Origin of the sequence: Microbacterium sp. RG1 (assembly GCF_005347485.1) — a bacterium.
Classification (GTDB): Bacteria; Actinomycetota; Actinomycetes; order Actinomycetales; family Microbacteriaceae; genus Microbacterium; species Microbacterium binotii_A.
On the sequence record NZ_CP034121.1, the window covers coordinates 2,378,358 to 2,403,339 of the forward strand.

Here is a 24,982-nt window from a genome sequence, read left to right on the forward strand (position 1 = left end):
GCGATGTCCAGAGCCGACATTCCAGAGTAACCCACGCGACTGGGAAAGTGCCTCACGTGACTACGCTGAGAGGATGAACGCCGATCCGACCGGAGTCCGTCACCGCCTGTCGTCGTCGAACGGATCGGCCGAGATCACCGAGGTCGGGGCCTCCCTGCGGGCGTTGCGGATCGACGGGGTCGACCTCGTCCCGCACTATCCCGACACGGCGGCGACGCCCGCCGCATCCGGGGTCGTTCTCGTTCCCTGGCCCAACAGGGTGCGCGACGGGCGCTGGTCGCAGCGCGGCACCGACTACCAGCTCGCGCTCACCGAGCCCAAGCTCGGCAACGCCTCGCACGGGCTCCTGCGCTTCGCCCCGTACCGGGTCGTAGGCGCCGAGACCGATGCCGTGACGCTCGAGGCCGATGTCTTCCCCCAGACCGGCTACCCCTTCCATCTCGCCACCCGCGTCACCTACGCCCTGACCGACAACGGCCTGGACGTCCTGCACCAGATCACGAATGTCGGAGCGGATGCGGCACCTGTCGCGCTCGGCACGCATCCGTACCTCTGCATCGCAGACGTGCCCACCGCAGAGCTGCGCCTCGAAGTGGACGCGGCGACGTGGTTCCGCCTCGACGAGCGCAACCTGCCGATCGCGGAGGAGCCCGTGGATGCGGCGCACGACCTGCGCACCCCGCGCCGGGTCGGAGACCTCACGCTCGACACCGCCTACTCGACGCTCCGCCGTGGTGCGGGCGGTCGCGTTCGCGGCGTGCTCCACGCCCCGGACGGCCGCCGCCTCGAGCTCTGGGCCGGCGCCGGGTTCGAGTACCTGCAGGTCTTCACGACCGACCGCTACCCGGGCCAGGAGGTCGCTGTCGCGATCGAGCCGATGACCGCCCCCGCCGACGCTCTGAACTCGGGCCGCGATCTGCGTTGGCTCGAGCCCGGTGCGACGTGGGAACTCGAGTGGGGCATCTCCCTCACACGCCCCTGAAGCGCCTGGCCGAGCCCAGCGAGTGAGCATTCGTTCGTCGAGTGAGCACACGATCGGATGCTCGCTCGACGAACGGATGCTCGGTCGGCACAGACGAACGCTCCGTTCCGCGTCCGCCGGTAACACGCATCGGGGTTTTCGGTAACCTCCGACGGATATCGTTGACCCCAGCGGTTTCGGCCGCTGCGGCGACGCCGACCGGCTGAGCTGCTCGCCAGCCGGTGCGTGCAAGGGGCTCCACGTTTCCACCGGCTGGATCGGTGTCCGTCTGGGTGGAGGGTACCCGCATGCTGCGTACCGTATTCGCGTCGTTTCCTGCTTCGAGCCTCAGCGGGGCAGACCCCACGCCACCGCGCGTGCGGCTGCACCGGGCGGTGGCCGGGCTCCTGCGGGCGGACGCCCTGCGGCTCGCCGTGCTGGCGCTGACGATCCTGCTCACCGGGCTCGGGATCTCCATCGCGACGACGACAAATCCGCAGTGGTGGCGGCTGCATTTCAGCGAGCTCGGCACGTACGGCGACGCGTCGGCGATGTTCTTCAACGGCACGCTCATCCTCGGCGGCTCCACCGTGCTGCTGTTCGCACGCGCCGCCGCGCGTCAGCTCCGTCCGCTGGAGGGGACGCGTGTGCGCCGCGGCACGGCGACGACCGCCCGCATCCTCTTCTCCGTCGTCGGCGCCAACCTCGCCCTGGTGGGATGCGTGCCGCTGACGACCAACGGATTCGTCCACGATCGGGTCGCCGCCGCGATGGTCCTCGGCTTCGCGGGACTCCTGCTGACGAGCCCGTTCATGATGCACCGTTTCCCGAAGCGGCTGGTACTCACGACGGGATTCGTGTTCGTCGGCCTGTTCGCCGGAGCCTGGGTCTTCGTCGCGGGCACGATCAACCTCGCCCTCTTCGAGGTCATCGCCTTCAGCGCGATGTTCGGCTGGTCGGGCGTTTTCCTCAGCGCTCTGGCCGCGTGCGCCTCACCCGCGACTCAGGCCGAGCCGGCGGCGCCCGCATCCGCATCGACGGAGCCGGCGCTCGTCACCCGCGCCACGGCGTCCGATGACGAAGCGCCGGTCGCCGTCGAGGTCACGATCCTCGCAGCGCCCGCCGGGTCGTCGGAGCATCGGGTTCCCCGGCGGTCCCGGGCGAGCCGGATGCCGGTTCGTCGCCGGCGCGCCGCGAACGCCGGCGCTCTTTCGCACCCTCGACGAGGTTGTAGAGCGTCGGCAGCACGAGCAGTGTCAGCACCGTCGACGAGACCAATCCGCCGATGACCACGATGGCCAACGGCTGCGAGATGAAGCCGCCGTGGCCCGTGATCCCCAACGCCATCGGCGTGAGCGCGAAGATCGTCGCCGCCGCCGTCATCAGGATGGGGCGGAGTCTGCGTGAGCCACCCGCGACCGTGGCGTCGTGGGCGTTCAGCCCCTTCTCGCGGTACTGGTTGACCAGGTCGACGAGCACGATCGCATTGGTCACCACGATGCCGATGAGCATCAGCACACCGATCAGCGAGGCCACACCCAACGGCACCCCCGTCGCGATCTGCAACAGGATGGCGCCGGTCGCCGCGAACGGCACGGAAACCAGCAGCAGCAGCGGCTGACGCAGCGACTTGAAGGTCGCGACCATGACGATGTAGACGATCAGGATGGCGGCGAGCATCGCGAGGCCCAGCTGCGTGAACGCGTCGCTCTGCTGGGTCACGACACCGCCGAGCGAGGCATCGGCCCCCGTCGGCAGCGACACGTCGGCGAGCGCCTTGTTGACGGTCGCGTTCGCCGAGGTCAGGTCGTCGCCCGACGGGGTGACGGTGACCGTGGCCGTGCGCTGACCGCGCTCGGTCGTGATCGAGGTGGGCCCCTGGCTCTGCTCGACCGTCGCGATCTCGTCGAGTCGCACCACACCGCCGACGCTCGGGATGGTCAGTGCTCGCAGATCATCGATCGTGACCGGGACCTGGGATGCGGCGAGGTACACCGTCAGTGAGGTGCCGTCGATTTCCACCGAACCGACCTGGCGCGGCTGCATGGTGCCGGAGACGAGCCCGCCGACGGCGACCTCGGACAGGCCGCGGGCAGCGGCCGCATCCCGGTCCACCGTCACGGCGATGTAGGGCAACGACGCGGAGAGGTTGCTCGTGACCTGCGAGATGCCGTCCTTGCCCTCGAGACCCGACTGCACCGCATCCGTCGCCTCCTGCAGCGTCTGCTGGTCCGGCGCGGTCACATCGATCTCGATGTCGCTCGAGCCGAAGCCGCCGCCGGAGGAGGCGAGCGCGATGGTGCCCACGTCGTCGAGATCGGCGAGGGCGGACTGCACGCGGTCGCGGAGGGCGAGCTGGTCGGCTCCCGCATCCGTCGTGATCGAGTAGGTGATGCCGCCGCTGCCGCCGGAGAACGCGTCGCGCACGGCGGAGCCGCTCGAGCCGATCGAGACCTGCACGGTCTCGATGCCGTCGACGCCCTTGAGGGTCTCCTCCACGCGGGACGCCGCGGTGTCCTCCGCATCGAGGCTGGCGGCCGGACCCAGCGTCTGCGTGATGGTCAGCGTGTTCTGACCGGAGTCACCGAGGAAGTTCGTCTTCATCAGCGGGGCGAGCGCGCCGGTGCCGACCAGGACGAGCAGGGCGAGTCCGAGCGTCACCCACGAGTGCTTGAGCGTCCACGAGAGCACCGGCAGGTACGCCTTCTGCAGGCGCGAGGGCGGCGCGGAGGGATCCTCCGGGTCGATGCTCTCGCCGTCGGGTCCCTGCACGGGCTTACCGGGCTTCAGGAACCAGTACGCGAGCACGGGAACGATCGTGAGAGACACGAACAGCGACGCCGTCATCGCGAGGGTGACCGTCAATGCGAAGGGACGGAACAGCTCGCCCGTGAGGTCGCCCACGAAGGCGATCGGCAGGAAGACCGCGACGGTCGTGATGGTGGATGCGGTCACCGCCGCCGCCACCTCGCGCACGGCGAGCAGGATCGAGGCGCGTTTGTCCGCATCGCCGACGTAGTGCCGGCGGATGTTCTCGATGACGACGATCGAGTCGTCGACGACGCGCCCGATCGCGATGGTCAGCGCGCCGAGGGTGAGGATGTTCAGCGAGTAGCCGAACGCCTGGATGCCGATGAAGGTGATCAGCACGCTCGTCGGGATCGAGATCGCGGTGACGATCGTCGCGCGCACCGACAGCAGGAAGATCAGGATGACGAGAACGGCGAAGACCAGCCCGAGCAGCCCCTCCTGTGCGAGCGCCTCGATGGACTGCTCGATGTAGGGGGCCTGATCGAACACCACGGAGAACTGCGCGTCTCCGCCGAGCGCGTCGCTGAGCTGCGGCAACGCGTCGGTCACGGCACGGGAGACATCGACGGTGTTCGCCGCCGGGAGCTTCGTGACGGCGATCGTCAGAGCCGGCTCCCCGTTGACCCGCGAGAGCGATGTGACCGGATCGGCCGCTTCGGCGACGGTGGCGACCTGACCGATCGTCACGGTCCCCTCACCGAACTGCGCCGCATCCGTCGGCACGAGCGGCAGAGCCGCGAGCTCGTCGACCGAGGTGATCTTGGCTCCGGTCTGCACGGTCAGCGTCTGGTCGCCCTCCGTGATGGCGCCGCCGGGGAAGAGCACGCCGTTCTTGTCGAGGGCGTCGGTGATCGCCTGCTGCGTGAACCCGGATGCGGCCAGCTTCGCCGCATCGGGGGTGACGACCACACGCTTGCCGATGCCGCCGACGATCTGCGCGGCGTTGACGCCGGCGAGATCCTGGATTTCGGGGACGACGGCGGACTCGAGCTTGTCCTGGATCGCCTGCGCGTCGCTGTAGCCCGTGACGGCCAGCTGGATGACGGGCAGGTCGTCGATCGACACGGAGATGACGTTGGGCTCGACGCCGGTCGGCAGCTGGTCCTTGATGCGTCCGATCGCCAGGTTGATCTTCTGCTCGGCGGTAGCGAGGTTGGTGCCGTAGGTGAACGACGCGCGCACGATCGAGGCGTTGGTGGTGCTCGTGGCCGTCGTGGATTCGAGACCCGGGACGCCCTGGATCGCCGTCTCGATCGGCGTCGACACGTCGTTGGAGACGACCTCGGGCGAGGCGCCGGGGTACGTCGACAGGATCGACAGCTGCGGGAACTCGACGGAGGGGATGAGCTCCTGCTTGAGGCTGGTGAGCGTGAGCGAGCCGAAGATCGCTGCGACGATCGTGATGAGCGCGATGAGCGCGCGGTTCTTCAGGCTGAGGACTGCCAGGTGTGACACGGGAGCGCTTTCATGACGGCCGACTCGAGAGGGTGCAGCGGCGAGGAGGCACGATACAGGGCTGCATCGAGGTCAGTATCTCACGCGTTCTCGCGGGAACGCCGGGCTCACCGGCCTATCCGGCGATGAGCCCGCCGATCGCCAGACCCGCGGCCGCGGCGGCGGCAGCCAGCACAAGTGTGCCGATCGTGTTCGTCGCGGCAGCCCATCCGCGACGGTCGGTCGCCATCACGGCGCTGACCGCGGCCACCGAGCTGAAGGTCGTGAAGCCGCCCAGGAGCCCCGTTCCGATGACGGCGAGCAGCACTGCATCCGACACAGCGCCGGTCAGCAGGCCGAGCGCGAAGGAGCCCGTCACGTTGATGACGAGCGTCCCCCAGGGGAATCGAGGGCCCACGAGCGCGGTGACCGCGAGGTCCACGACGTAGCGCGCACCCGCGCCGATCCCTCCCGCGACGGCCACGACGAGGAACGTGAGAGGCGTCATGCGGACCTCCGCCGCCCGAGGGCGAGGCCCGCCCACGCGACAGCGAGTCCCACGGCCGCGGTCGCGAGGGTGAGTGCGACCGCCGCGCCGTCGACCGCCTGCACCGCGAACGTGCTGTAGGTCGTGTAGCCGCCGAGCACACCGGTTCCGAGCAGCTGGCGCAGATCGCGCGAGCGCGCGGTCTCGGCGCGACGGGTCAGCACCCCCGTCAGCAGGCCCAGCGCAAAGGCTCCCGTGACGTTGATGACGGGCACCGCGATCGGGTGCCAGCCCGGCACATCGATGAGCAACAGCCCGGCGCGCGCGGCGGTTCCGAGGGCACCGCCGAGGACGATCAGTCCGAGATGCCGCCACGAGAACCCTGCTGCCACCCGGCAACGGTACCGCCGCCGTTCCGGGTCTGCGCTCAGCCTTCGACGAGACGCCGGATCGCGGTCTCGGGCGAGACGCCCGACTCCAGCAGCCGCCCCTTCGCGTACGCCCGCCACACCCGCGGGTCGATGTAGCTGCTCCGCGCGACGGACGGCGTGTTGCACAGCACCGCGGCCGTCGCCTTCACGGCGTCGCGTTCCGCCAGCTTGCGCGCCTTCTTCGACTCCACGTGCCCGAGACGCGCGAGGCTCTCCGCCGCGGTGACCGTACCCCGCAGCGTGCGGAAGTCCTTCGCCGTGAAGTCTCCGCCGGTGAGCACACGGATGTAGGCGTTCACCTCGCCGGGCGTCAGAGCCACGCGCCGTCGACCGCGCCGGTAGGCGAGCAGCGGCGAACGCGGGCGCCCCGCCGTCAGCTGCTCGAGGACGACGGCCAGGTCCTCGTCCTCGATGCGGATGCGGGCGCGCACCCCGCTCTTCGCGGGGAAGTCGAGTTCGATCACGCCGGCCTCGACGCGGACGTCGCGCCGCTGCAGGGTCGTGAGGCCCCGCCCGCCGCCGCGGCGCAGGTACTTCGTGGAGCCGATCCGGATGGCTCCCGCATCCAGCATCCGGAACGCGGCGGCGAGCACGGCCTCGCGCGAGTCGTCCGCGCGTCTCAGTGCCGCCGTCACCCGGCCGCGGGCGCGCGGCAGCGACTCCGCGAGGGCGAGAGCACGCGCGTACTTGCCCTTGTCCCGCTTGGCCGACCAGTCGGGGTGGTACAGGTACTGCCTCCGACCGGCGTCGTCGGTGCCGACCGCCTGGATGTGGCCGTTGTCCTTCGCACAGATCCAGACCTCCTGCCACGCCGGCGGGATGACGAGGGCCTCGATGCGGGCACGCTCCGCTGCCGTGACCTTCGAGCCGTCGGGCCGCGTGTAGCTGAACCCCGTGCCGCTGCGCGTGCGGGAGATCCCCGCATCCGATCCGGGATCGACCCGGGCCAGTCGCGCCACGTCAGTGGTTGCGCAGAGCCGAGATCAGCTCCGCCTTGCGCTTGCCGGAGTATCCGGTGAGACCGAGTTCTTTCGCGCGCTTGCGCAGTTCGGGGACCGTCCAGTCCTCGTAGTCACCGGAGCGCCCCCCGCGCCTGCCGACGGCCGAACGCCCGTCGCGCGCCGCCGCGTTGGAGATGCGCGCGGCCTTCTCCTTCGAAGCGCCCTCGTCGCGCAACTCCTCGTACAGCTTCGGATCCTTCAGGCTGTTCGCCCCGCGTCCACCCGGCATGTCGGCCTCTCCCGCCCCGCGTCCACGAGGCGTTTCCCCGACGCTAGAGCGCGCCGCATCCGTACATCAGCGGGCTTGACATGTGAGAGGACGCGCGCCTACGCGACTAGCACCGGGCGCTTTCGAGCGTCAACCCCTCTGACGCTGTGAGTGCGCAGTGGGAATGTTGGGACGTGCCCACGAGGCATCCGGGTCGCGCGGCGTCCCGGCGAGAACGAGGAGAATCCAGATGAACATCGCACTGCTCATCATCATCGTCGTCGCCATCGTGCTGGCGATCGTCGGAGGCCTCAACACAGCGCTGAACTGGCTGCTGTGGGTGGCCCTCATTGTCGGCGTCATCGCGCTGATCGCATTCCTGCTCCGAGTCATTCGAGGCGGCAGCAAGGTCTGACACCTCGAAGAAGGGGCATCCGTCGCCGACGGGTGCCCCTTTTTCGCGCGCGGCCGTCCGCGGGTAGCGTGAGCGCATGGTCTCCGCGCGCGAGCACATCGATCCCACCCCGTTCGTCGAGGCGAACCGCGCCAACTGGGACGAGCGCGCCGAGCTCCACGCCGCCCGTGACGGGTCGGGGTACGGGATCGAGCGCTTCGTCGACGACCACGAGGCGCTCTCCGACGTCGTCCGCTTCGACCTGCCTCTGCTCGGCGACATCCGCGGCAAGCGCGCGGTGCACCTGCAGTGCCACATCGGCACCGACACGCTCTCCCTCGCCAGGCTCGGCGCGCACGTCACCGGGCTGGATTTCTCCGAGACGGCGATCGCCGAGGCCCGACGGCTCGTCGCCGAGGCCGGCGACGCCGTCGACTTCGTACGCTCCGATGTGCGGGATGCGGCATCGGTGCTGCAGCCCGCATCCTTCGACCTCGTCTACACCGGCATCGGCGCGTTGTGCTGGCTGCCGCGGGTCGACGAGTGGGCGCGGGTCGTCGCGGCGCTGCTCGCGCCCGGCGGGTCGTTGTTCATTCGCGAGGGTCACCCCATCCTGTGGTCGGTCAACGAGACGCTCGAGGACGACATCCACCTCCGCTTCTCCTACTTCGAACCCGCCGAGCCGCTCGAGTGGGACGATGACTCCACCTACGTGCCGACCACGCGTCCACTGACGGCGACCAAGACGTACGAGTGGAACCACGCCCTGGGCGAGATCGTGACCGCGCTGCTGGATGCGGGCCTGCGCATCGACGCGCTCGTCGAACACGACAGCGTGCCGTGGGAGGCGCTGCCCGGTCGGATGACGCATCGGGCCACCGACGGCGAGTGGGTGCTGACCGGCCGGTTCGCCGGCGTCATGCCGCTCACCTACACGATCCGCGCCACCAAGCCCGCCTGAGCCTGAGTCACACCCGCGCCTCCGCCCGCGCTCCCGAACTCCTGCAGAATCCGCGCGGCAGCGGGGCTCGGCAACCGGATAAGCCACTTCGCAGGAGTTCGGGTCTTCCGAATCGAGATATATCGTGTTATCTTCACAACGCGATATATCTCGATAGACGAGGAGAACCGACATGGCACCGGAAAAGTGGCTCATCCACCCCGGCGAGACCCGCGTGATCGACCTGGACGACATCACGCACCTGAAGGTGGGCCTGGTCGGCGGTGAGATCGACATCGTCGCCCACGACGAACCCGGAGTGCGCATCGAAGTGCACGCCGTGACGACCAAGGATCTGCGCATCTCCGCCGAAGACGGCCGCATCGAGATCGACCACCCGCAACTGCGCTGGGACAACTTCCTCGAGGTGTTCCGCAACTTCGGTTCCGGAGGCCCCAAGGCCGAGATCAGCGTCGCGGTGCCCGCGGACATCGCGCTCACCCTCGGCGTCGTGAACGCCAGCGCCCTCGTCTCCGGCCTCGCCGCGGATGCGCGCGTCAACACGGTTTCGGGCGACGTGATCGTGGACGGACTGAGCGGTGACCTCACCGTGAACGCCGTGTCGGGCGACGTCCAGAGCCGAGGACTCGACGGCGCGCTGAACGCGAACAGCGTCTCCGGTGACGTGACGGCGACGGGCCGCATCACGAAGGCGACGGTCGACACGGTGTCCGGCAGCATGATGATCGACGCGCTCGGGCCGGTGCACCAGATCGGGCTGAACACCGTCGCCGGCAGCACCACCATCCGCCTGGATGCGGGACTGCCCGCCAACTACGTGGTGCGCAGTGTCAGCGGACGCGTGCAGATCGACGGGGTGCCACAGTCCGGCCGAGGCAGCGGACCCACCACGAACTACTCCGGCTCGATCGGCGAGCTCAGCGGCAGCTTCGTCGACGTCCGGGCGAACTCGGTCTCGGGCGACATCACGGTCCTGCGCCGCTCCGCCGCGGAGGGCGAGCAGTGATGGCCCCGGTGTTCTCGCACGGCGACCTGCGCCTGTATCTGCTGAGCCTCCTCGACGAGTCCCCGCGCCACGGCTACGACCTCATGCAGGCACTCGCCGACCGCACGGGCGGCACCTACACGCCGAGCGCCGGCACGATCTATCCCCGCCTCGCGAAGCTGGAGGAGGAGGGCCTGGTCACCAAGACGGTCGACGGTCGCAAGACGGTCTACGCGATCACGGATGCGGGGCGCGCCGAGGTCGCGGCCCGTGCGGGCGAGCTCGAGGGCATCCAGTCCGACCTCGCCGACTCCGTGCGCCTCATCGCCCAGGAGGTACGTGGCAGTGTGCGCGAGGCGATGCGGAGCCTGCGCGCCGATCTCGCCGCAGCGTCCAAGGCGGACCGGGACGCTCCCGCCCGCCCCCATGAGGACGACGAGCGCAGCGCGGCACGCGAACAACTGCGACGTGCAGAGGCGGCGGTCACCGAGTTCCGCACGCAGGTGCGCGCCGACATGCGCACGCACGTCGCCCGCGGCGGCCAGCTCTCCGCGTCAGCGGTCGACGCCTTCATCGAGGCGATGGATGCGGCGGCGCGCGAACTCACCCGCGGACTGCGCGGTTAGGAGCTATTCGACCCAGGGGTCGTCGGCGTCGGCCAGGGGCTCCTCGAGGGGGACGACGAGCACCGGCCGGTGCTGGCGGTGCGCCAAGCGCGCGGCGACGGAGCCGGTGAAGAACTCCCGCAGGGTCTCACCGAATCCGCGCCTGCGGGTGCCGACCACGATCATCACGGCGTCCACCTGATCGGCCAGATCCTTCAGCGCCATCGCGGGATCGCCGACGAGCGAGCGCAGCGTCCACGCATCCGGCTCGAGGAGCTTCTCGGCTCGGTCACGCACCGCGTCCGCCTGGGCCTGCCCCGCCGCGAGGTTGATATCGATGGGCGCGCTGTGCTGGACACCGTCGGGATCGGCATAGGTGACGAACCGGGTCACATCCACATACGCGACGATGAGATCACGCCCGAAGAGCCGCGCGTAGCGGGCGGCCTCGTTCCACACTCGATCGGGAAGGTCCGCGGTCGCTCCCAGCACGACCGGCCCGACAGCTTCTTCGCTCATGACTCCTCCGCGGGCGGCCGCGGGAGAGACCCCGCGAACCGCCGTGTTATTGTTGATGCTACTCTTCCCGGTTCAGAAACCGGACTACGCGGATGCGACGGGCGCCAGCTGCAGCCCTCGCCGTCAGAATATGAGGGGGTCTCGCATGGGGCGTGGCCGTCAGAAGGCGAAGCACACGAAGATCGCCCGTGAGCTGAAGTCATTCAGCCCGTCGGTGAACTACGCGGCGCTCGAGCGCGAACTCGGTCACCCGAGTGACGAGAACGAGTACGTCGACAAGTGGGCCGACCAATACGAGGACGAAGACGAGGACGAGGACTCGCTCGAGGGCGCCCGGTAACCCACCGGCGCCCACGCAGCGGCACCTCGCCCGCTCGTCGTCACAGCCAGGCCGCACGGCGCACCGCATCGGTGCCCGTGCGGCTGCTCTGTGGTGTCAGGATGTCTGCGTGCCCTCGACCCAGGCCAGGTACTCGTCGCTGACGGTTCCGGTGACGTAGCGGCCGTCGAAGCAGCTCATATCGAGGTCGGTGATGTCCGAGCCCTCGAGGATCGCCGCCTTCAGGTCATCGATCTCCTGGTAGACCATGTAGTCGGCGCCGAGTTCCTCGGCGATCTCGGGGATCGTCCGGCCGTGCGCGACCAGCTCGTGCCGCGACGGCATGTTGATGCCGTACACGTGCGGGAACCGCACGGGCGGCGCGGCCGAGGCGAACGTCACCGACAGGGCGCCCGCGTCGCGCGCCATCTGGATGATCTCCTTGCTCGTCGTGCCACGCACGATCGAGTCGTCGACCAGCAGCACGTTCTTGCCCTTGAACTCGCTCGGCATGGCGTTGAGCTTCTGACGCACGCTCTTCTTGCGCACGGCCTGGCCGGGCATGATGAACGTCCGACCCACGTAGCGGTTCTTGTAGAAGCCCTCGCGGTACTCGATACCGAGCTTGCGGGCGACCTGCATCGCCGCGGGACGCGACGAGTCCGGGATCGGCATGACCACGTCGATCTTGCCCTGCGGGGTGTACTTCGCGATCGTGTCGGCGAGGCGGTCGCCCATGCGCAGTCGCGTCTCGTACACCGAGATGCCGTTCATGACCGAGTCGGGACGCGCGAGGTACACGTACTCGAACGAGCACGGCGCGAGTGTCGTGTCGCTCGCGCACTGGCGTGCGTGGAGCGTGCCGTCGAGCGCGACGAACACGGCCTCGCCGGGAGCGACGTCGCGGACGACCTCGAAGCCGGCGTTGTCGAGCACGAGCGACTCGGAGGCCACGACCCACTCGTCGTGACCGTCCGGGTTGGAGCGGCGACCGAGGATGAGCGGGCGGATGCCGAACGGGTCCCGGAAGGCCAGCAGACCGTGACCGGCGATCAGGGCGATCGCGGCGTACGAGCCCTCGACGCGCTCGTGCACCCGCGCGACGGCGCGGAAGACCTGCTCGGCGTCCAGCTCGAGACCCGGGATCTCGGCCTGCAGCTCACCGGCGAGCACGTTGACGAGCAGCTCGGTGTCGGAGCTCGTGTTGAGGTGGCGGCGATCCTTGCGGAACAGCTCCTCGGTGAGCTCTCGCGTGTTCGTCAGGTTGCCGTTGTGCACCAAGACGATGCCGTAGGGCGCGTTGACGTAGAAGGGCTGCGCCTCTTCTTCGTTGGATGCCGTTCCCTTCGTCGCGTAACGCACGTGACCGAGCCCGATCTCACCGAGGAGGGCGCGCATGTCACGGGTGCGGAACGCCTCGCGCACCTGCCCCTTCGCCTTGGCGATGTGGAAGACGCCCGTGCCCTCGGCGGTCGCGATGCCGGTGGAGTCCTGTCCGCGGTGCTGCAGCAGAAGGAGGGAGTCGTAGATGTCCTGATTGATCGGACCCTGCCCGACCATTCCGACGATGCCGCACATGAGGTGTTACTTCGCTCCGTCTCGCGTGCTGTCGCCGTAGGCGCCCACCAGGCGCACGGCACCGCCGTCGACGCCCTTGGCGCCTTCGATCCATTCACCGTCGGCCCGGGCTCCCTCGCCCACGACGCCGACCTGCCACGCATCGATGCCGTACCGGGCGAGGACGGATGCGGCCGCATCCACGCGCTCGGCGGAGATGACCGCGAAGAATCCGATGCCCAGGTTCCACGTGCCCTCGGTGGCCTCGAGCTCCAGGTCGCCGAGATCGGCGAGCACCCGGAACACCGGAGCAGGCGACCACGTGGAGCGGTCGACCTCGACCCAGCTTCCGGGCGCGAGCACGCGGGCAAGGTTCGCACCGATGCCGCCGCCGGTCACGTGGCTGAGGCTGTGCACGTCGGCGCCGAGCTCGTCGATGAGCGCGAGGATCGGCGTCGTGTAGAGACGGGTGGGCTCGAGGAGGGCCTCGCCCCACGTGCGGCCGAAGTCGGCCGCGTGGTCGCCGTACTGCACGCCCGCACGAGCGACGATGTGACGCACGAGCGAGTAGCCGTTGGCGTGGAGCCCGCTCGAGGCCAGGGCGATCACGGCGTCGCCGGGGCGGACGCGATCGGCGCCCAGCACACGGTCGGCCTCGACCACGCCGGTCGCGGCACCCGCGACGTCGTAGTCCGCGACCCCGAGGAGCCCGGGGTGCTCGGCCGTCTCGCCGCCCACAAGCGCCGTTCCGGTGGCCTCGCACCCCTCGGCGATGCCGCGCACGATGGCGGCGATGCGCTCGGGGACGACCCTGCCGCACGCGATGTAGTCCGTCATGAACAGCGGCTTGGCGCCGACCACGACGATGTCGTCGACGACCATGCCGACCAGATCCTGACCGATCGTGTCGTGCTTGTCGATCGCCTGCGCGATGGCGACCTTGGTGCCCACGCCGTCGGTGCTGGAGGCCAGCAGCGGCCGGCGGTAGCCGAGAAGAGCGGAGGCGTCGAACAGCCCTGCGAATCCGCCGACACCACCCAGGACCTCGGGGCCCTGAGTGCGACGCACGGCCGACTTCATGAGTTCGACGGCCAGATCACCCGCGGCGGTGTCTACACCCGCGGCGGCATAGGGATCGGGAGCCACCCCCTCAGCCTACCCGGACGAACGCACCGTCGCTCCGCTGCGGGAGAGCGGTGCGACATCTGCACGATCGGTGGGACGCACATGTACGCACGAGGCGCATGAGCCGGCCGAGGTGCGATCGGTCGTGCACACGTCGTCGCACGGATACCGGTGAGATGCGCGCCTGGGCGCAACGCACCCGGCGAGGGGCGGGCGGCCCCTACAATGTCGGCATGCCGAGCGCCGAGAGGCCGCAATGGGTGGTCCGCGAAGACGCGGGGCCGAGCGTGCTCGCCGCGCTCTACCTACGGCAGATGCTCGGCATCCGCAGCCCCGACGAACTGCCAGGGCTGCCTGGCGTGCCCACCGACGCGCCCCAGGCGGATGCGGTGCTGGAGAGGCAGTGGCGGGCACTGTGGGCGATGACCGTCGAGCCGCTCGCGCACCCGTCCGAGGTGCCGCTGGAGCTCGTCGCGGGCATGGACACGCTGCTCGCGCTCCCCGCCGACGGAGCCGACGAGCTGCGTGCGGCGATCGTCCCGCATGCCGGCGCTGCGCTCGCCTTCGCACGGTCCGCCAGCGCGGTCCACACCGATCGCGTGCGCGGCTCGTCCTACCGCGCGTACGCGAGCGCGATCGCCGTGCACGAGCGCGAGGTGGGCAGGCGCGCGCACTCGTTCGAGCTGAACGTGCAGGTGCTGCCGCTCGCCCAGCGCGGGCTCTGGTGGATCGGCTCCCTCACGATCGCCGTGACCGACGGGCTGCGCGGGGATGTGGTGGCCTTCGACGCGGCGATCCACCCGATCATCGCGGAACTGGCCTGAGCTCAGTCCTCGTCGCGGCGGACGTGGGCCACCTCGACCGAGACGTCGCGGGCGCGTCGCGCCATCGCCCGGTCGAGAAGGAGGGCGATGACTCCGCCGACAGTCAGGCCGACGACGGCGCAGACGAGGGCGAGGAAGCCGAACACCTGCATCTGGGTGTACTGCACGCCCGCTGCGCTCGGCTCCTCGGTGCCGTGGAACACGAAGGTCAGGATCATCGCGACGAGCACACCCACGGCTGCACCCAGAACGAGGAAGACACCGTACTTGGGCGCGCGACGCACCCGCAGGGTCTCGACGTGTTCATCGGTGACCGTGCGGGGGGTCTGGGGGTCCTGCGGCTCGGGGGCCATGGGTCCATTGTCTCATCCGCTGCACACACGGCTGGGCCGCTGCGCGGGCGCATCGCTCCTATCGTGGATCGGGTGAGAGCTGCTGTCGATCTGATGGAGGGCTTCACCCTCCGCCCCTTGGCATTGAGCGATGCGCGCGAGCTGGCCGCAGCGTATCGACGCAACCGTGCGCACCTTGCCCCCTGGGAGCCGCTGCGACCGGATCGCTTCTTCACACAGGCCGGCCAAGAAGAGGACCTCGAGAGCCGGCTGGCGGCGAGCACGGCCGGCACCGGGTACTCCCTGGGCGTGCTTCAGGGCGCGCGGATCGTCGGGAGGTTCAATCTCGCGGGGATCGTCCGGGGTCCGTTCCAGAGCGGAGGACTCGGCTACTGGGTCGATCGCGACGTCGCGGGACGGGGACTGGCGACCGCTGCGGTGAAGGCGATCCTGTCCGCTGCGCGCGGGGAGCTCGGGCTGCACCGCGTGGAGGCGAGCACCCTGACGCACAATCTCGCTTCGCAGAGCGTGCTGCGCAAGGCCGGCTTCGAGCAGATCGGCATGGCTCCGCGGTACCTCCGGATCGCGGGCCGCTGGCAGGACCACAACCTGTACCAAATCATCCTCCACGAGTGACAGTGCCCCGCAGCACGCCGAAGCGCCGGCCCCCAGGACCGGCGCTTCGGGTTTCGACGCCCCGCGGAAGCCGTTCGCGGGGCGTCGAGTCTGTCAGGCTCGCTGACGGCGTCGCACGGCGATCAGCAGCATCCCGCCGAAGGCGATGACGCCGATGCCGAGCCACAGCGCGCCCGTCGGGGCGCTGGCGCCCGTCGAGGCCAAGGCGCGGTCGGTCGTAGCGTCACACGCGACCTGCGCGCCCAACGGGAACGAGAACGACACGGCGTCGAGCGCGGTCCCGGCGGTGTAGAAGCCCGCGAAGGCCTCCGCGCCGGCGGCGGTGAGGGTGGCGCTCGCGCCGTTCCACGCGATGCGACCGGACGACTCGCTCGCGGTCGGGAGGGACAGCGTGGCGAACACGACGCCGGAGGCATCGACGTCCGGCGACCCGTTGAACCCCTTCGACTGCACGTTCAGGATCAGCGACGCCGACGTGGCGCTGTTGACCTGGATGCGCGGGTTCGACAGCGTCAGATCGAGCAGGCCGTTGTGCCCCGTGTAGTGGACGGATCCGCCGTAGCTCACCCGGCCTCGGTCGGTGTCGGCGCTGTACGCCCCCGAGCCCGAGCCCCAGCCGCCGGAGATGGAGCCCTTGGCGATCGGACCGGTGATGTAGCTGCGGAAGGACTCCTTGACACCCCACTGGATCGAGGCGCCGGAGACGGACTGCGCAACGCAGACCTGCGCGGCGGGCTGCTCGTCGACGGGCTGCGACACGACGGGATCAGTCCCGCCGCCGGGCGTCTCCGCGCGAGCGGTGACGGTGAAGGTCGTCGACAGGGCCGACTGCAGAGTGTCGCCCGCACGCAACAGGTACACGGTGTGCACACCCGTCGCGAAATCGGCCGGCACGGTCCACGCGAAGCTCACCACGCCACCCACGGCCGCCTGGGCGGGCAGGGTCACGACATCGGAGTGGATCTCAGCCGAGACCAGCTCGTTCTCGTCGAAGCCGGAGCCGGTGATGGTGAGCGTGCCGCCCTGGGCGACCGAGCTGCTGCTCACACCCACGACCGGCGTGACCTCGCCACCCACCGGGAAGGTGAACGTGACCGGGTCCAGCGCCGTGCCAGCGGCGTAGAAGCCCGCGAAGCTCGCGGCGCCTTGCTCGGTGAGCGTGGCCGCGGAGTTCACCCACGTCGCCGCATCCTCGGTCGAGACCGGGGCGGACAGCGCCAGCGAGGCGAACGGCACGGCCGTGTCGCTCGTGACGGTGCCGTCCAGCGCACGCGAGGTGACATCGAGGTAGAGCACGCCCGATTCGGCATTCGTCACCTCCACCCGGGGGTTGGCGAGCAGCATGTTCAGCTGACCGTCGTGACCGGTGAGGTGCACCGAGCCGGGGTAGTCGACCGAGCCGGCGGCATCCGCCAGGTCATACTCACCCACGCCGTTCGACCAGATGAACAGCCCCTCGGAGTTCTGCGCCACGCGATCGAGGGAGATGGATCCCTTCGCGATCGGGCCGGTGATGTAGGAGCGGAACGACTGCTTCACGCCCCACGTGAGCGTGGCGCCGGAGATGTCGCCACCCTGCCGCGCGACGCTCACGGGCGTGAACGTGTCGAGCGAACGGTCGGTGACCGAGAGCATGTGCGCGGCAGAGGTGGCCACGTTGTAGCTCTTCGAGCCGTCGAGGGTGCCCGCCGGAACGGTCACCTGGAGGCTGAAGGCACCGTCCACGATCTGTCCGGGCATCACCCATGCCTGCGTGATCCATCCGGCCGACGGCAGCGGGCCTTCGCCCTGCCAGACGGCAGTCTCACCGAAGAGCACGTAGGCGCCGTTGATGGCGGAGGCACCCCGGAATCCGGTTCCCGACACCGTCAGCACGTTCTCGACCGCGGGGTCGAGGTTCTCGTTCGGAGTGACGGTCACCTTGGGGTCGGCCGTCGGCTCCGGCTGGGGCTCCGCCTCGGCCCAGGCGACCGGGACGAACAGTTCGTTGTCGGGCTGCGTCCCCTGGCTTGCGGTGTTCCCGAAGGTGAAAACGCCGAGCTTCGGGTTGCCATCCTCGGGCTTCTTCTCGTTGGCAGCCGCCTCCGACACGTCGATCGTCCACTCGAAGTCGACGGTTCCGTCGCCGTTGTCGGTCCACGCGATGCTGGAGTCGCTCGCCGCGGCGGATACGCGCGTGATCACCGCTCCCGGACGATCGGCGTTCTTGCCGCCTTCTGACGGCTTCCAGGTGTCCTTCACCCATCCGAACCGTGCCGTGAAGCCGCTGTCGGAGGCGGGCTTCACATAGTTCGTGCCCGAGACCGTGAGGGTGTCGCCGGCGGGATCGAGGTCGGTGTCGGGGGTGACCGTCAACGCCGGGGCCGGCACGACGGGGCGCTCGCCGAGGTAGTTGACCGGAACGGACAGCTCCTGCGCAGCGTTGACCACACCGCCGGCACCGTACGTGTAGACCCCCCAGGTGCCGTCGGGCAGCGCGGAGGAGAAGTCCTTCACGTCGAGCGTCGCCGTAAAGGTTCCCGCCGCGGTGATCTCCACCCACTGCGAACGGATCGCCGACTGGTACTGCGTCGGGACCTGCTCGAGGACGGATGCGGCCAGTGCCCACTTCTGCGAGACGACCTTGCGCGCCGTGCTCGGAGCGGATGTCGACGGCTTCCAGTTCCCCAGGAAAGAACCGAAGACGACGTAGTCGCCCTGCGGCAGCGTCGCCGGGATCGGCGCCCCGCGCCCTCCGACGTTCGCGGCCGGGTCGAACCCGGACCCCTTCACGACGAGCTGGTCGCCCGTGTAGACGGCCTGCCCCGTGTACGGCGTCACACCGTCCGCGAGGAACACGGAGAGCGCCGGCTGGAACGTCGGCTGCTGCGGGGCCGCGCTGACCGAGTGCGCGACGGCGGTCGAGGTGGAGCTCGCGTACGCGGCCGCATCCGACGGCGTGAACACGGCGGTGAGGCTGTGGTCGCCGACAGAGAGGGTGCCGGTGGAGACGGACGCCGTCCCGGCGTCGACCGCGCGACTGCCCAAGGACGCGGTGCCGTCGAAGAACTCGACCGAGCCGGATGCCGCGGGCATGACCGCCGCGGTCAGCTCGACGGATGCTCCCTCGATCGAGGTTCCCGCGGGCGAGACGGACAGCGTCGTCACGGTCGCTGCAGCCGGCGCGGCCACCGGCACCGTGAAGCTCAGTGCGTCCAGCGCCGTGCCGTCTCCGTAGAAGCCCGCGAAGGCTGCGGCGCCCTGCGCCGTCAGGGTGGCCGCGACGTTGGTCCACGTTGCCTCGGACGCCGTCTTGCTGACCGCGGGGAGCGCCAACGTGGCGAACGGAATGTCATCGAACGTCTCGAACGAGCCGCTCGAGAGGCTCTTCGAGACCACATCGGCGTACAGGGTGGCGCTCGCCGTCCCCGTCAGCGTGATCCGGGGGTCGCTGATCGTGAGATCGAGCTGTCCCTCGTGTCCGACGAAGTGGATTCCGCCCGGGAACGACGCGGTGCCGGAGGCGGCATCCGCATCGACCGTGCTCGTCCCGGCCGTCCACGAGAAGGGCGCGGTGCTGCTCACCGTCGACGCCGTCGCGGTGATCGAGCCGTGCGCGATCGGGCCGTTGATGTAGTTGACGAAGCTCTGCTTGACGCCCCACGACAGCGTCGCCTCGCCGACCTGAGCCTGAGCGGGCACCGCCGCGCCCAGGGCGGCTCCGGATGCGACGAGCGCGGCCGTCAGCGCACTCGCGAGCAGCCGTCTGAGCGGCACTCTCTTGGTTTCTTGCACGGGTCTACTCCTTGCGGGAAGAGATGGACAGGCGCGCTCAGCGCGACACGATTGCGGCGTGAAGCCATGCAAGAGTTAGCTTAGCCTTACCAAACTCTAATCTGGGAATTCGATATGTGCTCGTTACGCGGACCGCCGCGGCAAGACGATCGGCCGGCCCGTATCGGGATCGGCGAGAATCCGTACGGGTGTGGCGTACACGGACTCGACACGATCGGCCGTGATCACGTCGGCGGGGGCGCCGAACGCGGCGAGCGTTCCGGCGGCGACCATCGCCACCTCGTCCGCGTATGCGGCGGCCAGCGAGAGGTCGTGGAGCACGACCACGACCGCGCGGCCGGCGGCGGCGAGTCGGCGGGCGATCCGGAGGACGTCCTCCTGATGCCGGAGATCCAGCGCCGCCGTCGGCTCGTCGAGCAGCACCACGGGCGTCTCCTGCGCGAGCACCCGCGCGAGTGAGACACGAGCCTTCTCGCCCCCCGAGAGCGATGCGTAGGTCCGCTCGGCGAGATGCGCGACATCCGCGGCCGCCATGGCCTCAACGATGGCGACGTCATCTCTTCCGTCGCCCGCCCCCTGCCACGGAGCGCGACCCATCTCCACAACGTCGTGCGCGGTGAACGCGAAGGCGACGCGGTTCTCCTGCAGCAGCACGGACCGCATCCGCGCGAGCTCCGAGGGCCGGAGAGCGCCGATGGGTCGCCCGCCCAACAGCACCTCGCCGGACGCGGGCCGCACGTCCCCCGCCATGATCCCCATCAGGCTGGACTTGCCTGCTCCGTTGGGTCCCACGAGCGCGACGACCCGCCCGAACCCGATGCCCAGGCTGATGTCGCGCAGGATGTCGGCACCGCCCAGGCGCAGACCGATTGCGTCGAGACGGATGGCTATGGCGCTCATGCCCAGCCTCCGCCCCGACGGCGGCTGCGCCGGATGAGCCAGTAGAAGAACGGGCCGCCGATGAGAGAGGTGAGGATGCCGATGGGCAGGTCGGCCGCGGGCACGAGGGTGCGGGCCAGCAGGTCGGCGTAGACGAGGAGCACGGCGCCGCCGAGCAGCGACGCGACCAGCAGCGGGCGATTGGCGGGACCCAGCAGCATCCGCGCGAGGTGAGGGACGACGAGTCCGACGAACGCGATGATTCCCACGAACGCGACGGCGACACCGGTCATGGAAGCCACGAGGACGATCGAGACGATCCGCAGCCGCTCCACGCGCACGCCGAGGTGCGCCGCCGTCCGCTCTCCGAGCGCCAGCAGGTCGTACCTCCGCGCCAGCGCCAGAGCGCCCGCCGCGGAGAGCACGCCGACGACGGCGACGACGCCGACCTCGTCCCACCGCGAGCCGTTCATGGAGCCGAGCTGCCAGAAGACGATCTGCTCACGAGAGGCGGTGTCCCCGACGAACATGAACACGGCCAGGGCCGCGCCCGCGAACGCGTTCACGGCGATGCCGGTGAGGATCAGCGTGACCGACTCGGTGCGCCCTTGGGCCCGCGCGGTCGCGTAGACGATGCCTGTCGCGGCGAGGCCGCCCAGGAAGGCGAACACCGCGGTGGTCCACCCACCGAAGGCGGCCAGACCGAGCGTGATGGATGCGGCCGCGCCGACGGCGGCACCCGAGGAGACGCCGACGACGCCCGGCTCCGCGAGCGGGTTTCCGAAGATCGACTGCATCACGGCCCCGGCCACAGCCAGCAGCGCACCCACGAGCAGCGACATGACGACGCGCGGGAAGCGGATCTGCCACAGGGTCTGCTCCACGAGCGGATCGCCCGGCGCCCAAGGGTTCGCGATTCCGATCGCGCGCAGCAGGGATCCGACGACCTCGGATGCGGGGATGGGCAGCTGCCCGACGCCCGCCGACAGGAGCACCCCGACGACCAGGAGGACGGCGGCCGTGCCGCCCACCAGCGTCCGACGGGTCCGCAGCGCCCGTGCGCTCACGACGCGGTCGGCGCGTACACGGCGCGCGCCAGCGCCTCGAGCACCTCGGCCGAGCGCGGCCCGAACGAGAGGATCTGGCCATCTGCCATGTCGACGAAGCGGCGGTGGGCCCCGGCGGTCGTGATGGCGATCGCCGGCTTCGACGCGAGAAGCCCGTCGACGCCTCCGACGGACTCGATGCCGCCGGACATGACCAGGATGAGGTCCGGATTCGCGGCGACCATCGCCTCGTCGGTGAGGGGCCGCATCCCGTCCCATCCGAGCTCTCCGGCGACGTCCACGCCGCCCAGCGCGCGAATGATCTCGTCTGCGCCGGACTCTTCGCCGAAGAGGTAGTACACGCCGGCCGTTCCCCGCAGGTAGAGGAACACCATGCGCAGCCGATCCGCGTCGCTCACGGGCGTGACGGCGGCGATGTCGGCTCGCGCGCGATCGACCTCGTCGCCGATGCGTACGGCGAGGGCCTCCCCCGCCGCGGGCGCACCGAACACCGCCGCGACGTCCCGGGCCAGCTGCTGCGCCCCGGCGAAGGACGCCTCGTTCTCGACGAAGACGACGGGGATGCCCACATCCCTCAGTTGTTCGACCACGTCCCTCGGCCCGATCGAGCCGTCCGTGATGACGAGGGTGGGGCGAAGCGCGATGACCGCCTCGGAGCTGACGGTGTGCCCGCCCGTCGTGACCACAGGCAGATCCTCGACGCCCGGGAAGACGGTCGACACGTCACGCCCGACGAGGGAGTCGCCGAAGCCGAGCCCCCACACCGTCGCCGCCAGCGAACCGGCGAGGTCCATCGCGACGACACGGGACGTGTCGTCGACGGTCACCTCGCTCACCCCGCCGAGATCGTGGGAGAGCGCCGTCGTCGGCAGCGACTGCGCGGGCTCGTCGACGACCGGGACGATCGCCGCGTCGGGCAGCACGGCTGTCGACGGGCCCTCGTACGAGCGCGGATCCTCGAGGACGTCGAGGTCGGAGATCGGCCGAGGCTGCGCCGCCGAGCCGGCCGGTGCCGGTGACGCCGACGGGTCGTGTGCGGCACAGCCGACCAGCAACGTGACGGCGGTCGCCACCGCGACGACGAGCAGCCGACGTCTCACGACCGCCCTCCGCGCGCGCGGCGCCGGACGGCGGCGATGATCACGGTCGCAGCAGCGGCGGCGACGGCGACAGCGGCACCGATGCCCCACCCCCAGGCGGGCGTCGACGCCTCGTCGACGAGCTCCGCCGCCACAGGCGTCTGCGAGGGCTCCGCCGATGCGGCGGGCGAGGGCTCGGGATCGGCGCATTCGAGCGTCAGGTCGAAGGAGATCGGGTCGAACGCCGTCCCGGTCTCGTAGTTCCCGAACTGTGCGTACCCGTCCGCGGTGATGGCGGTCGGCACCTCCGCCGCGGACATCCCCGTGCCGGTCGTCGTGGGCGCGACGGCTGCGAGATCCAGCGTGACGAAGTCGACCTGCGTGGCGGAGTGCACCTGGTCGGTCGCCCCGGCCAGCGCGTCGTCCATCGAGAGGCCGCTGACGTCGAGCAGGAGGTGCCCGCCCGTGGAGCCCATGACGAGGGTCGGCTGGGCGATCGTGGTGTCGAGCAGTCCGTTGTGTCCGGTGAAGCGGACGCCGCCGCCGAAGGACACCGAACCCTCGCCGGTCACAGGGTCGATGCTTCCACCGGTCGCCGGCCAGCTGAAGACCGGCGTCGCGTAGGACGCACCGTCGACGGGCTCCCACGACCCCTTCGCGATCGTGCCGGAGATGTAGGAGCGGAACGACTCCTTGAAGCCCCAGGTCAAGAAGCCGCCGGTCACCGCGCACGCCTCGTTCGCGCGCTCCGTCGCGACGGCGCCCGTGGGCACGGCGAGCAGAGCGACGGCCAGGGTGATCGCGGACGCGGCAGAGCGAAGGAGCATGGCGGGACCATTCCGGAGTAGTGAGGTAAGCCTTGCCTACCCTAGCGGATGGTCGTGCCGGCCCCCGCGGCGTTACGGACGCAGGGGAAGCAGATCGGAGACGTCCGACCTGGTGCCGGAGGCGCGGATGCGGCCGGCGGCCGCCGCATCCGACCACGACTCGAGCCCCGTCGCGAGGGCGATCCACGTACGCGCGTCGGTCTCCACGACGTTCGGCGGCGTGCCGCGGGTGTGCCGCGGCCCCTCGATGATCTGCACCGCGCCGAAGGGCGGCACACGCACCTCGACCGTGTGACCGGGCGCCTTCTCCGCGAGCAGCTGCAGGAGATACCGCACGGCGGTGGCGAGATCGGGGCGAGCGGGCGATTCGGCCGCCGACACCGCGGCGAGCGCAGCGCGGCCGGCGTCGGTAGTGATGCGCGGCATGACGCCACGCTACCCCGGCGCCCGCGAGCGGCTCTCGGTAGGGTGGGGCGGGTGAAGATCCTCGTTCTCGGCTCCGGCGCGCGCGAGCACGCCATCATCCTCGCGCTCGCCTCCGAACAGACGCACCACGAGATCCTCGCAGCGCCGGGCAACGCCGGAATCGCTCGGGACGCCGCCATCGCCCACGTGCCCGGCGGCGCGGTACTGAACCCCGAGGACCCCACCGCCGTCACGGAGTACGCCAACGCCCACGCGATCGATCTCGTGGTCATCGGCCCCGAAGCGCCCCTCGTCGCCGGCGTCGCTGATGCGCTGCGCGAGCGCGGCATCCCGGTCTTCGGACCCGGCCGTGCCGCCGCACAGCTCGAGGGTTCCAAGACCTTCGCGAAGCGGATCATGGATGCGGCGGGCGTCCCCACCGGCCGCGCGGTGCGCGCGCAGACCATCGACGAGGTGGGCGCAGCACTCGACGACCTCGGCGCTCCGCACGTCGTCAAGGCCGACGGGCTCGCCGCCGGCAAGGGCGTCATCGTCACCGAGGACCGCGATGCGGCGCTCGCCCACGCGGCCGAGTTCCTCCCGAGCGGTGCCGTGCTCATCGAGGAGTTCCTCTCGGGCCCCGAGGTCTCGCTCTTCTTCCTCAGCGACGGCGACACCGTGCGGCCGCTCAGCCCGGCGCAGGACTTCAAGCGCCTGGGCGACGGTGACAGCGGCCCCAACACGGGCGGCATGGGTGCGTACTCCCCGCTCCCCTGGCTCGCCGAGCGCTTCGGCGACGAGCGCTCGTTCGTCGACCTCGTGACCGAGACCGTCGCCCTTCCCGTCATCCGCGAACTCGATCGCGAGGGCACGCCCTTCATCGGGCTGCTCTACGCCGGCCTCATCCTCACCGACACCGGTGTCAAGGTCATCGAGTTCAACGCCCGTTTCGGCGACCCGGAGACGCAGGTCGTGCTGCCGCGCCTGGTCACCCCGCTCTCGCAGCTTCTCCTGTCGGCGGCATCCGGAACGCTCGAGGACGAACCGCGGCCGGAGTTCTCCGACGCGTCCGCGGTGACGGTCGTGCTCGCGAGCGAGGGCTATCCGGCGGCGCCCGTCACGGGCCGCGCGCTCGCGGGGCTGGATGCGGCCGCATCCGTCGAGGGCGTGCACATCGCCCACGCCGCCACCCGGGACCAGGACGGTGGACTCGTCGCGACGGGCGGGCGCGTGCTGAACGTGGTGGCCGTGGCCGACGACTTCGCCGCCGCCCGTGACCGCGCCTACCGCGCACTGGATGCGATCGAACTGGCGGGCGGGCAGTACCGCACCGACATCGCGGCGCGCGTCGCCGGCTGAGT

General features: G+C 70.3%; 24 protein-coding genes and 1 pseudogene. 10 read left to right on the plus strand and 15 right to left on the minus strand.

What is annotated here, in order from left to right; translation table 11 throughout:
* The first annotated feature begins 73 nt into the window (after positions 1–73).
* Complete coding sequence (locus tag EHF32_RS11530; RefSeq protein ID WP_137418315.1) at positions 74–982, plus strand: aldose 1-epimerase family protein; 909 nt, start codon at positions 74–76, stop codon at positions 980–982.
* Positions 983–1,269: 287 nt separating this feature from the next.
* Positions 1,270–1,869 (plus strand): annotated as a pseudogene (locus EHF32_RS16095) (DUF998 domain-containing protein); the annotation flags it as partial.
* Positions 1,870–2,062: 193 nt separating this feature from the next.
* Here the strand turns inward: EHF32_RS16095 and EHF32_RS11540 are convergent.
* The 5 genes from EHF32_RS11540 to EHF32_RS11560 form a co-directional block, all read right to left on the minus strand.
* Entirely contained in the window at positions 2,063–5,227 is a 3,165-nt protein-coding gene (locus tag EHF32_RS11540; RefSeq protein WP_137418317.1) for an efflux RND transporter permease subunit, read from the minus strand.
* Positions 5,228–5,342: 115 nt separating this feature from the next.
* Entirely contained in the window at positions 5,343–5,714 is a 372-nt protein-coding gene (locus EHF32_RS11545; RefSeq protein WP_137418318.1) for a fluoride efflux transporter FluC, read from the minus strand.
* Positions 5,711–6,085 carry a fluoride efflux transporter FluC gene (locus EHF32_RS11550; protein ID WP_137418319.1) on the minus strand — a complete coding sequence of 125 codons (375 nt, stop codon included), beginning with the start codon at positions 6,083–6,085 and terminating at the stop codon, positions 5,711–5,713. The genes EHF32_RS11545 and EHF32_RS11550 overlap by 4 nt, the downstream gene beginning before the upstream one ends.
* Before the next feature lie 35 nt (positions 6,086–6,120).
* Positions 6,121–7,083: a DNA topoisomerase IB gene (locus tag EHF32_RS11555; protein ID WP_137418320.1), complete on the minus strand. Its 963-nt coding sequence runs from the start codon at positions 7,081–7,083 to the stop codon at positions 6,121–6,123.
* Between the two features lies 1 nt (position 7,084).
* Complete coding sequence (locus EHF32_RS11560; protein WP_137418321.1) at positions 7,085–7,354, minus strand: DUF7218 family protein; 270 nt, start codon at positions 7,352–7,354, stop codon at positions 7,085–7,087.
* A gap of 229 nt (positions 7,355–7,583) precedes the next feature.
* Here EHF32_RS11560 and EHF32_RS15790 point away from each other — a divergent pair, with 229 nt between their 5' ends.
* The 4 genes from EHF32_RS15790 (at position 7,584) to EHF32_RS11580 (ending at position 10,299) form a co-directional block, all read left to right on the plus strand.
* Positions 7,584–7,748 carry a DUF2207 domain-containing protein gene (locus EHF32_RS15790; RefSeq protein ID WP_137418322.1) on the plus strand — a complete coding sequence of 55 codons (165 nt, stop codon included), beginning with the start codon at positions 7,584–7,586 and terminating at the stop codon, positions 7,746–7,748.
* Between the two features lie 76 nt (positions 7,749–7,824).
* Positions 7,825–8,688 (plus strand): class I SAM-dependent methyltransferase, encoded by an 864-nt coding sequence (locus tag EHF32_RS11570; RefSeq protein ID WP_137418323.1) that lies wholly within the window; start codon positions 7,825–7,827, stop codon positions 8,686–8,688.
* A 172-nt stretch (positions 8,689–8,860) separates the two neighbouring features.
* Positions 8,861–9,694: a DUF4097 family beta strand repeat-containing protein gene (locus tag EHF32_RS11575; protein ID WP_137418324.1), complete on the plus strand. Its 834-nt coding sequence runs from the start codon at positions 8,861–8,863 to the stop codon at positions 9,692–9,694.
* Positions 9,694–10,299: a PadR family transcriptional regulator gene (locus EHF32_RS11580; RefSeq protein ID WP_137418325.1), complete on the plus strand. Its 606-nt coding sequence runs from the start codon at positions 9,694–9,696 to the stop codon at positions 10,297–10,299. The genes EHF32_RS11575 and EHF32_RS11580 overlap by 1 nt, the downstream gene beginning before the upstream one ends.
* A gap of 3 nt (positions 10,300–10,302) precedes the next feature.
* Here EHF32_RS11580 and EHF32_RS11585 read toward each other — a convergent pair whose 3' ends face one another.
* Positions 10,303–10,797, minus strand: a complete 495-nt coding sequence (locus EHF32_RS11585; RefSeq protein ID WP_137418326.1) for a universal stress protein — start codon at positions 10,795–10,797, stop codon at positions 10,303–10,305.
* A 145-nt stretch (positions 10,798–10,942) separates the two neighbouring features.
* Here EHF32_RS11585 and EHF32_RS11590 point away from each other — a divergent pair, with 145 nt between their 5' ends.
* Positions 10,943–11,137 carry a DUF3073 domain-containing protein gene (locus EHF32_RS11590; protein WP_137418327.1) on the plus strand — a complete coding sequence of 65 codons (195 nt, stop codon included), beginning with the start codon at positions 10,943–10,945 and terminating at the stop codon, positions 11,135–11,137.
* 96 nt (positions 11,138–11,233) lie between these two features.
* Here EHF32_RS11590 and purF read toward each other — a convergent pair whose 3' ends face one another.
* Together purF and purM are read right to left on the minus strand one after the other, a co-directional pair.
* Positions 11,234–12,694, minus strand: a complete 1,461-nt coding sequence (gene purF, locus EHF32_RS11595) for an amidophosphoribosyltransferase (RefSeq protein ID WP_137418328.1) — start codon at positions 12,692–12,694, stop codon at positions 11,234–11,236.
* Positions 12,695–12,700: 6 nt separating this feature from the next.
* Positions 12,701–13,753: a phosphoribosylformylglycinamidine cyclo-ligase gene (gene purM / locus EHF32_RS11600; RefSeq protein ID WP_234075509.1), complete on the minus strand. Its 1,053-nt coding sequence runs from the start codon at positions 13,751–13,753 to the stop codon at positions 12,701–12,703.
* A gap of 278 nt (positions 13,754–14,031) precedes the next feature.
* Between purM and EHF32_RS11605 the strand changes: the two genes are divergently transcribed.
* On the plus strand, positions 14,032–14,622 hold the full coding sequence (locus EHF32_RS11605) for a zinc-binding alcohol dehydrogenase (RefSeq protein WP_137418330.1): 591 nt from the start codon (positions 14,032–14,034) through the stop codon (positions 14,620–14,622).
* Between the two features lie 2 nt (positions 14,623–14,624).
* Here the strand turns inward: EHF32_RS11605 and EHF32_RS11610 are convergent, their stop codons facing one another.
* Positions 14,625–14,975 (minus strand): potassium transporter Trk, encoded by a 351-nt coding sequence (locus EHF32_RS11610; protein WP_137418331.1) that lies wholly within the window; start codon positions 14,973–14,975, stop codon positions 14,625–14,627.
* Between the two features lie 93 nt (positions 14,976–15,068).
* Between EHF32_RS11610 and EHF32_RS11615 the strand changes: the two genes are divergently transcribed.
* Complete coding sequence (locus EHF32_RS11615) at positions 15,069–15,590, plus strand: GNAT family N-acetyltransferase (RefSeq protein WP_137419222.1); 522 nt, start codon at positions 15,069–15,071, stop codon at positions 15,588–15,590.
* Positions 15,591–15,683: 93 nt separating this feature from the next.
* Here the strand turns inward: EHF32_RS11615 and EHF32_RS11620 are convergent, their stop codons facing one another.
* The 6 genes from EHF32_RS11620 to EHF32_RS11645 form a co-directional block, all read right to left on the minus strand.
* On the minus strand, positions 15,684–19,364 hold the full coding sequence (locus tag EHF32_RS11620; protein WP_161594104.1) for an HtaA domain-containing protein: 3,681 nt from the start codon (positions 19,362–19,364) through the stop codon (positions 15,684–15,686).
* A 123-nt stretch (positions 19,365–19,487) separates the two neighbouring features.
* Positions 19,488–20,264 carry a heme ABC transporter ATP-binding protein gene (locus EHF32_RS11625; protein WP_137418333.1) on the minus strand — a complete coding sequence of 259 codons (777 nt, stop codon included), beginning with the start codon at positions 20,262–20,264 and terminating at the stop codon, positions 19,488–19,490.
* Positions 20,261–21,310, minus strand: coding sequence for a FecCD family ABC transporter permease (locus tag EHF32_RS11630; protein WP_238343694.1), 1,050 nt, complete (start codon positions 21,308–21,310; stop codon positions 20,261–20,263). The genes EHF32_RS11625 and EHF32_RS11630 overlap by 4 nt, the downstream gene beginning before the upstream one ends.
* On the minus strand, positions 21,307–22,410 hold the full coding sequence (locus EHF32_RS16100; protein WP_161594105.1) for a heme/hemin ABC transporter substrate-binding protein: 1,104 nt from the start codon (positions 22,408–22,410) through the stop codon (positions 21,307–21,309). The genes EHF32_RS11630 and EHF32_RS16100 overlap by 4 nt, the downstream gene beginning before the upstream one ends.
* Positions 22,407–23,216, minus strand: a complete 810-nt coding sequence (locus EHF32_RS11640; protein WP_137418336.1) for an HtaA domain-containing protein — start codon at positions 23,214–23,216, stop codon at positions 22,407–22,409. Before EHF32_RS11640 ends, EHF32_RS16100 begins: the two co-directional genes overlap by 4 nt.
* 72 nt (positions 23,217–23,288) lie before the next feature.
* Positions 23,289–23,642 carry a sterol carrier family protein gene (locus tag EHF32_RS11645; protein WP_137418337.1) on the minus strand — a complete coding sequence of 118 codons (354 nt, stop codon included), beginning with the start codon at positions 23,640–23,642 and terminating at the stop codon, positions 23,289–23,291.
* A gap of 51 nt (positions 23,643–23,693) precedes the next feature.
* On the opposite strand from EHF32_RS11645, the gene purD reads away from it, so the two are divergent.
* Positions 23,694–24,980 (plus strand): phosphoribosylamine--glycine ligase, encoded by a 1,287-nt coding sequence (gene purD / locus EHF32_RS11650; protein WP_137418338.1) that lies wholly within the window; start codon positions 23,694–23,696, stop codon positions 24,978–24,980.
* Positions 24,981–24,982 lie beyond the last annotated feature (2 nt).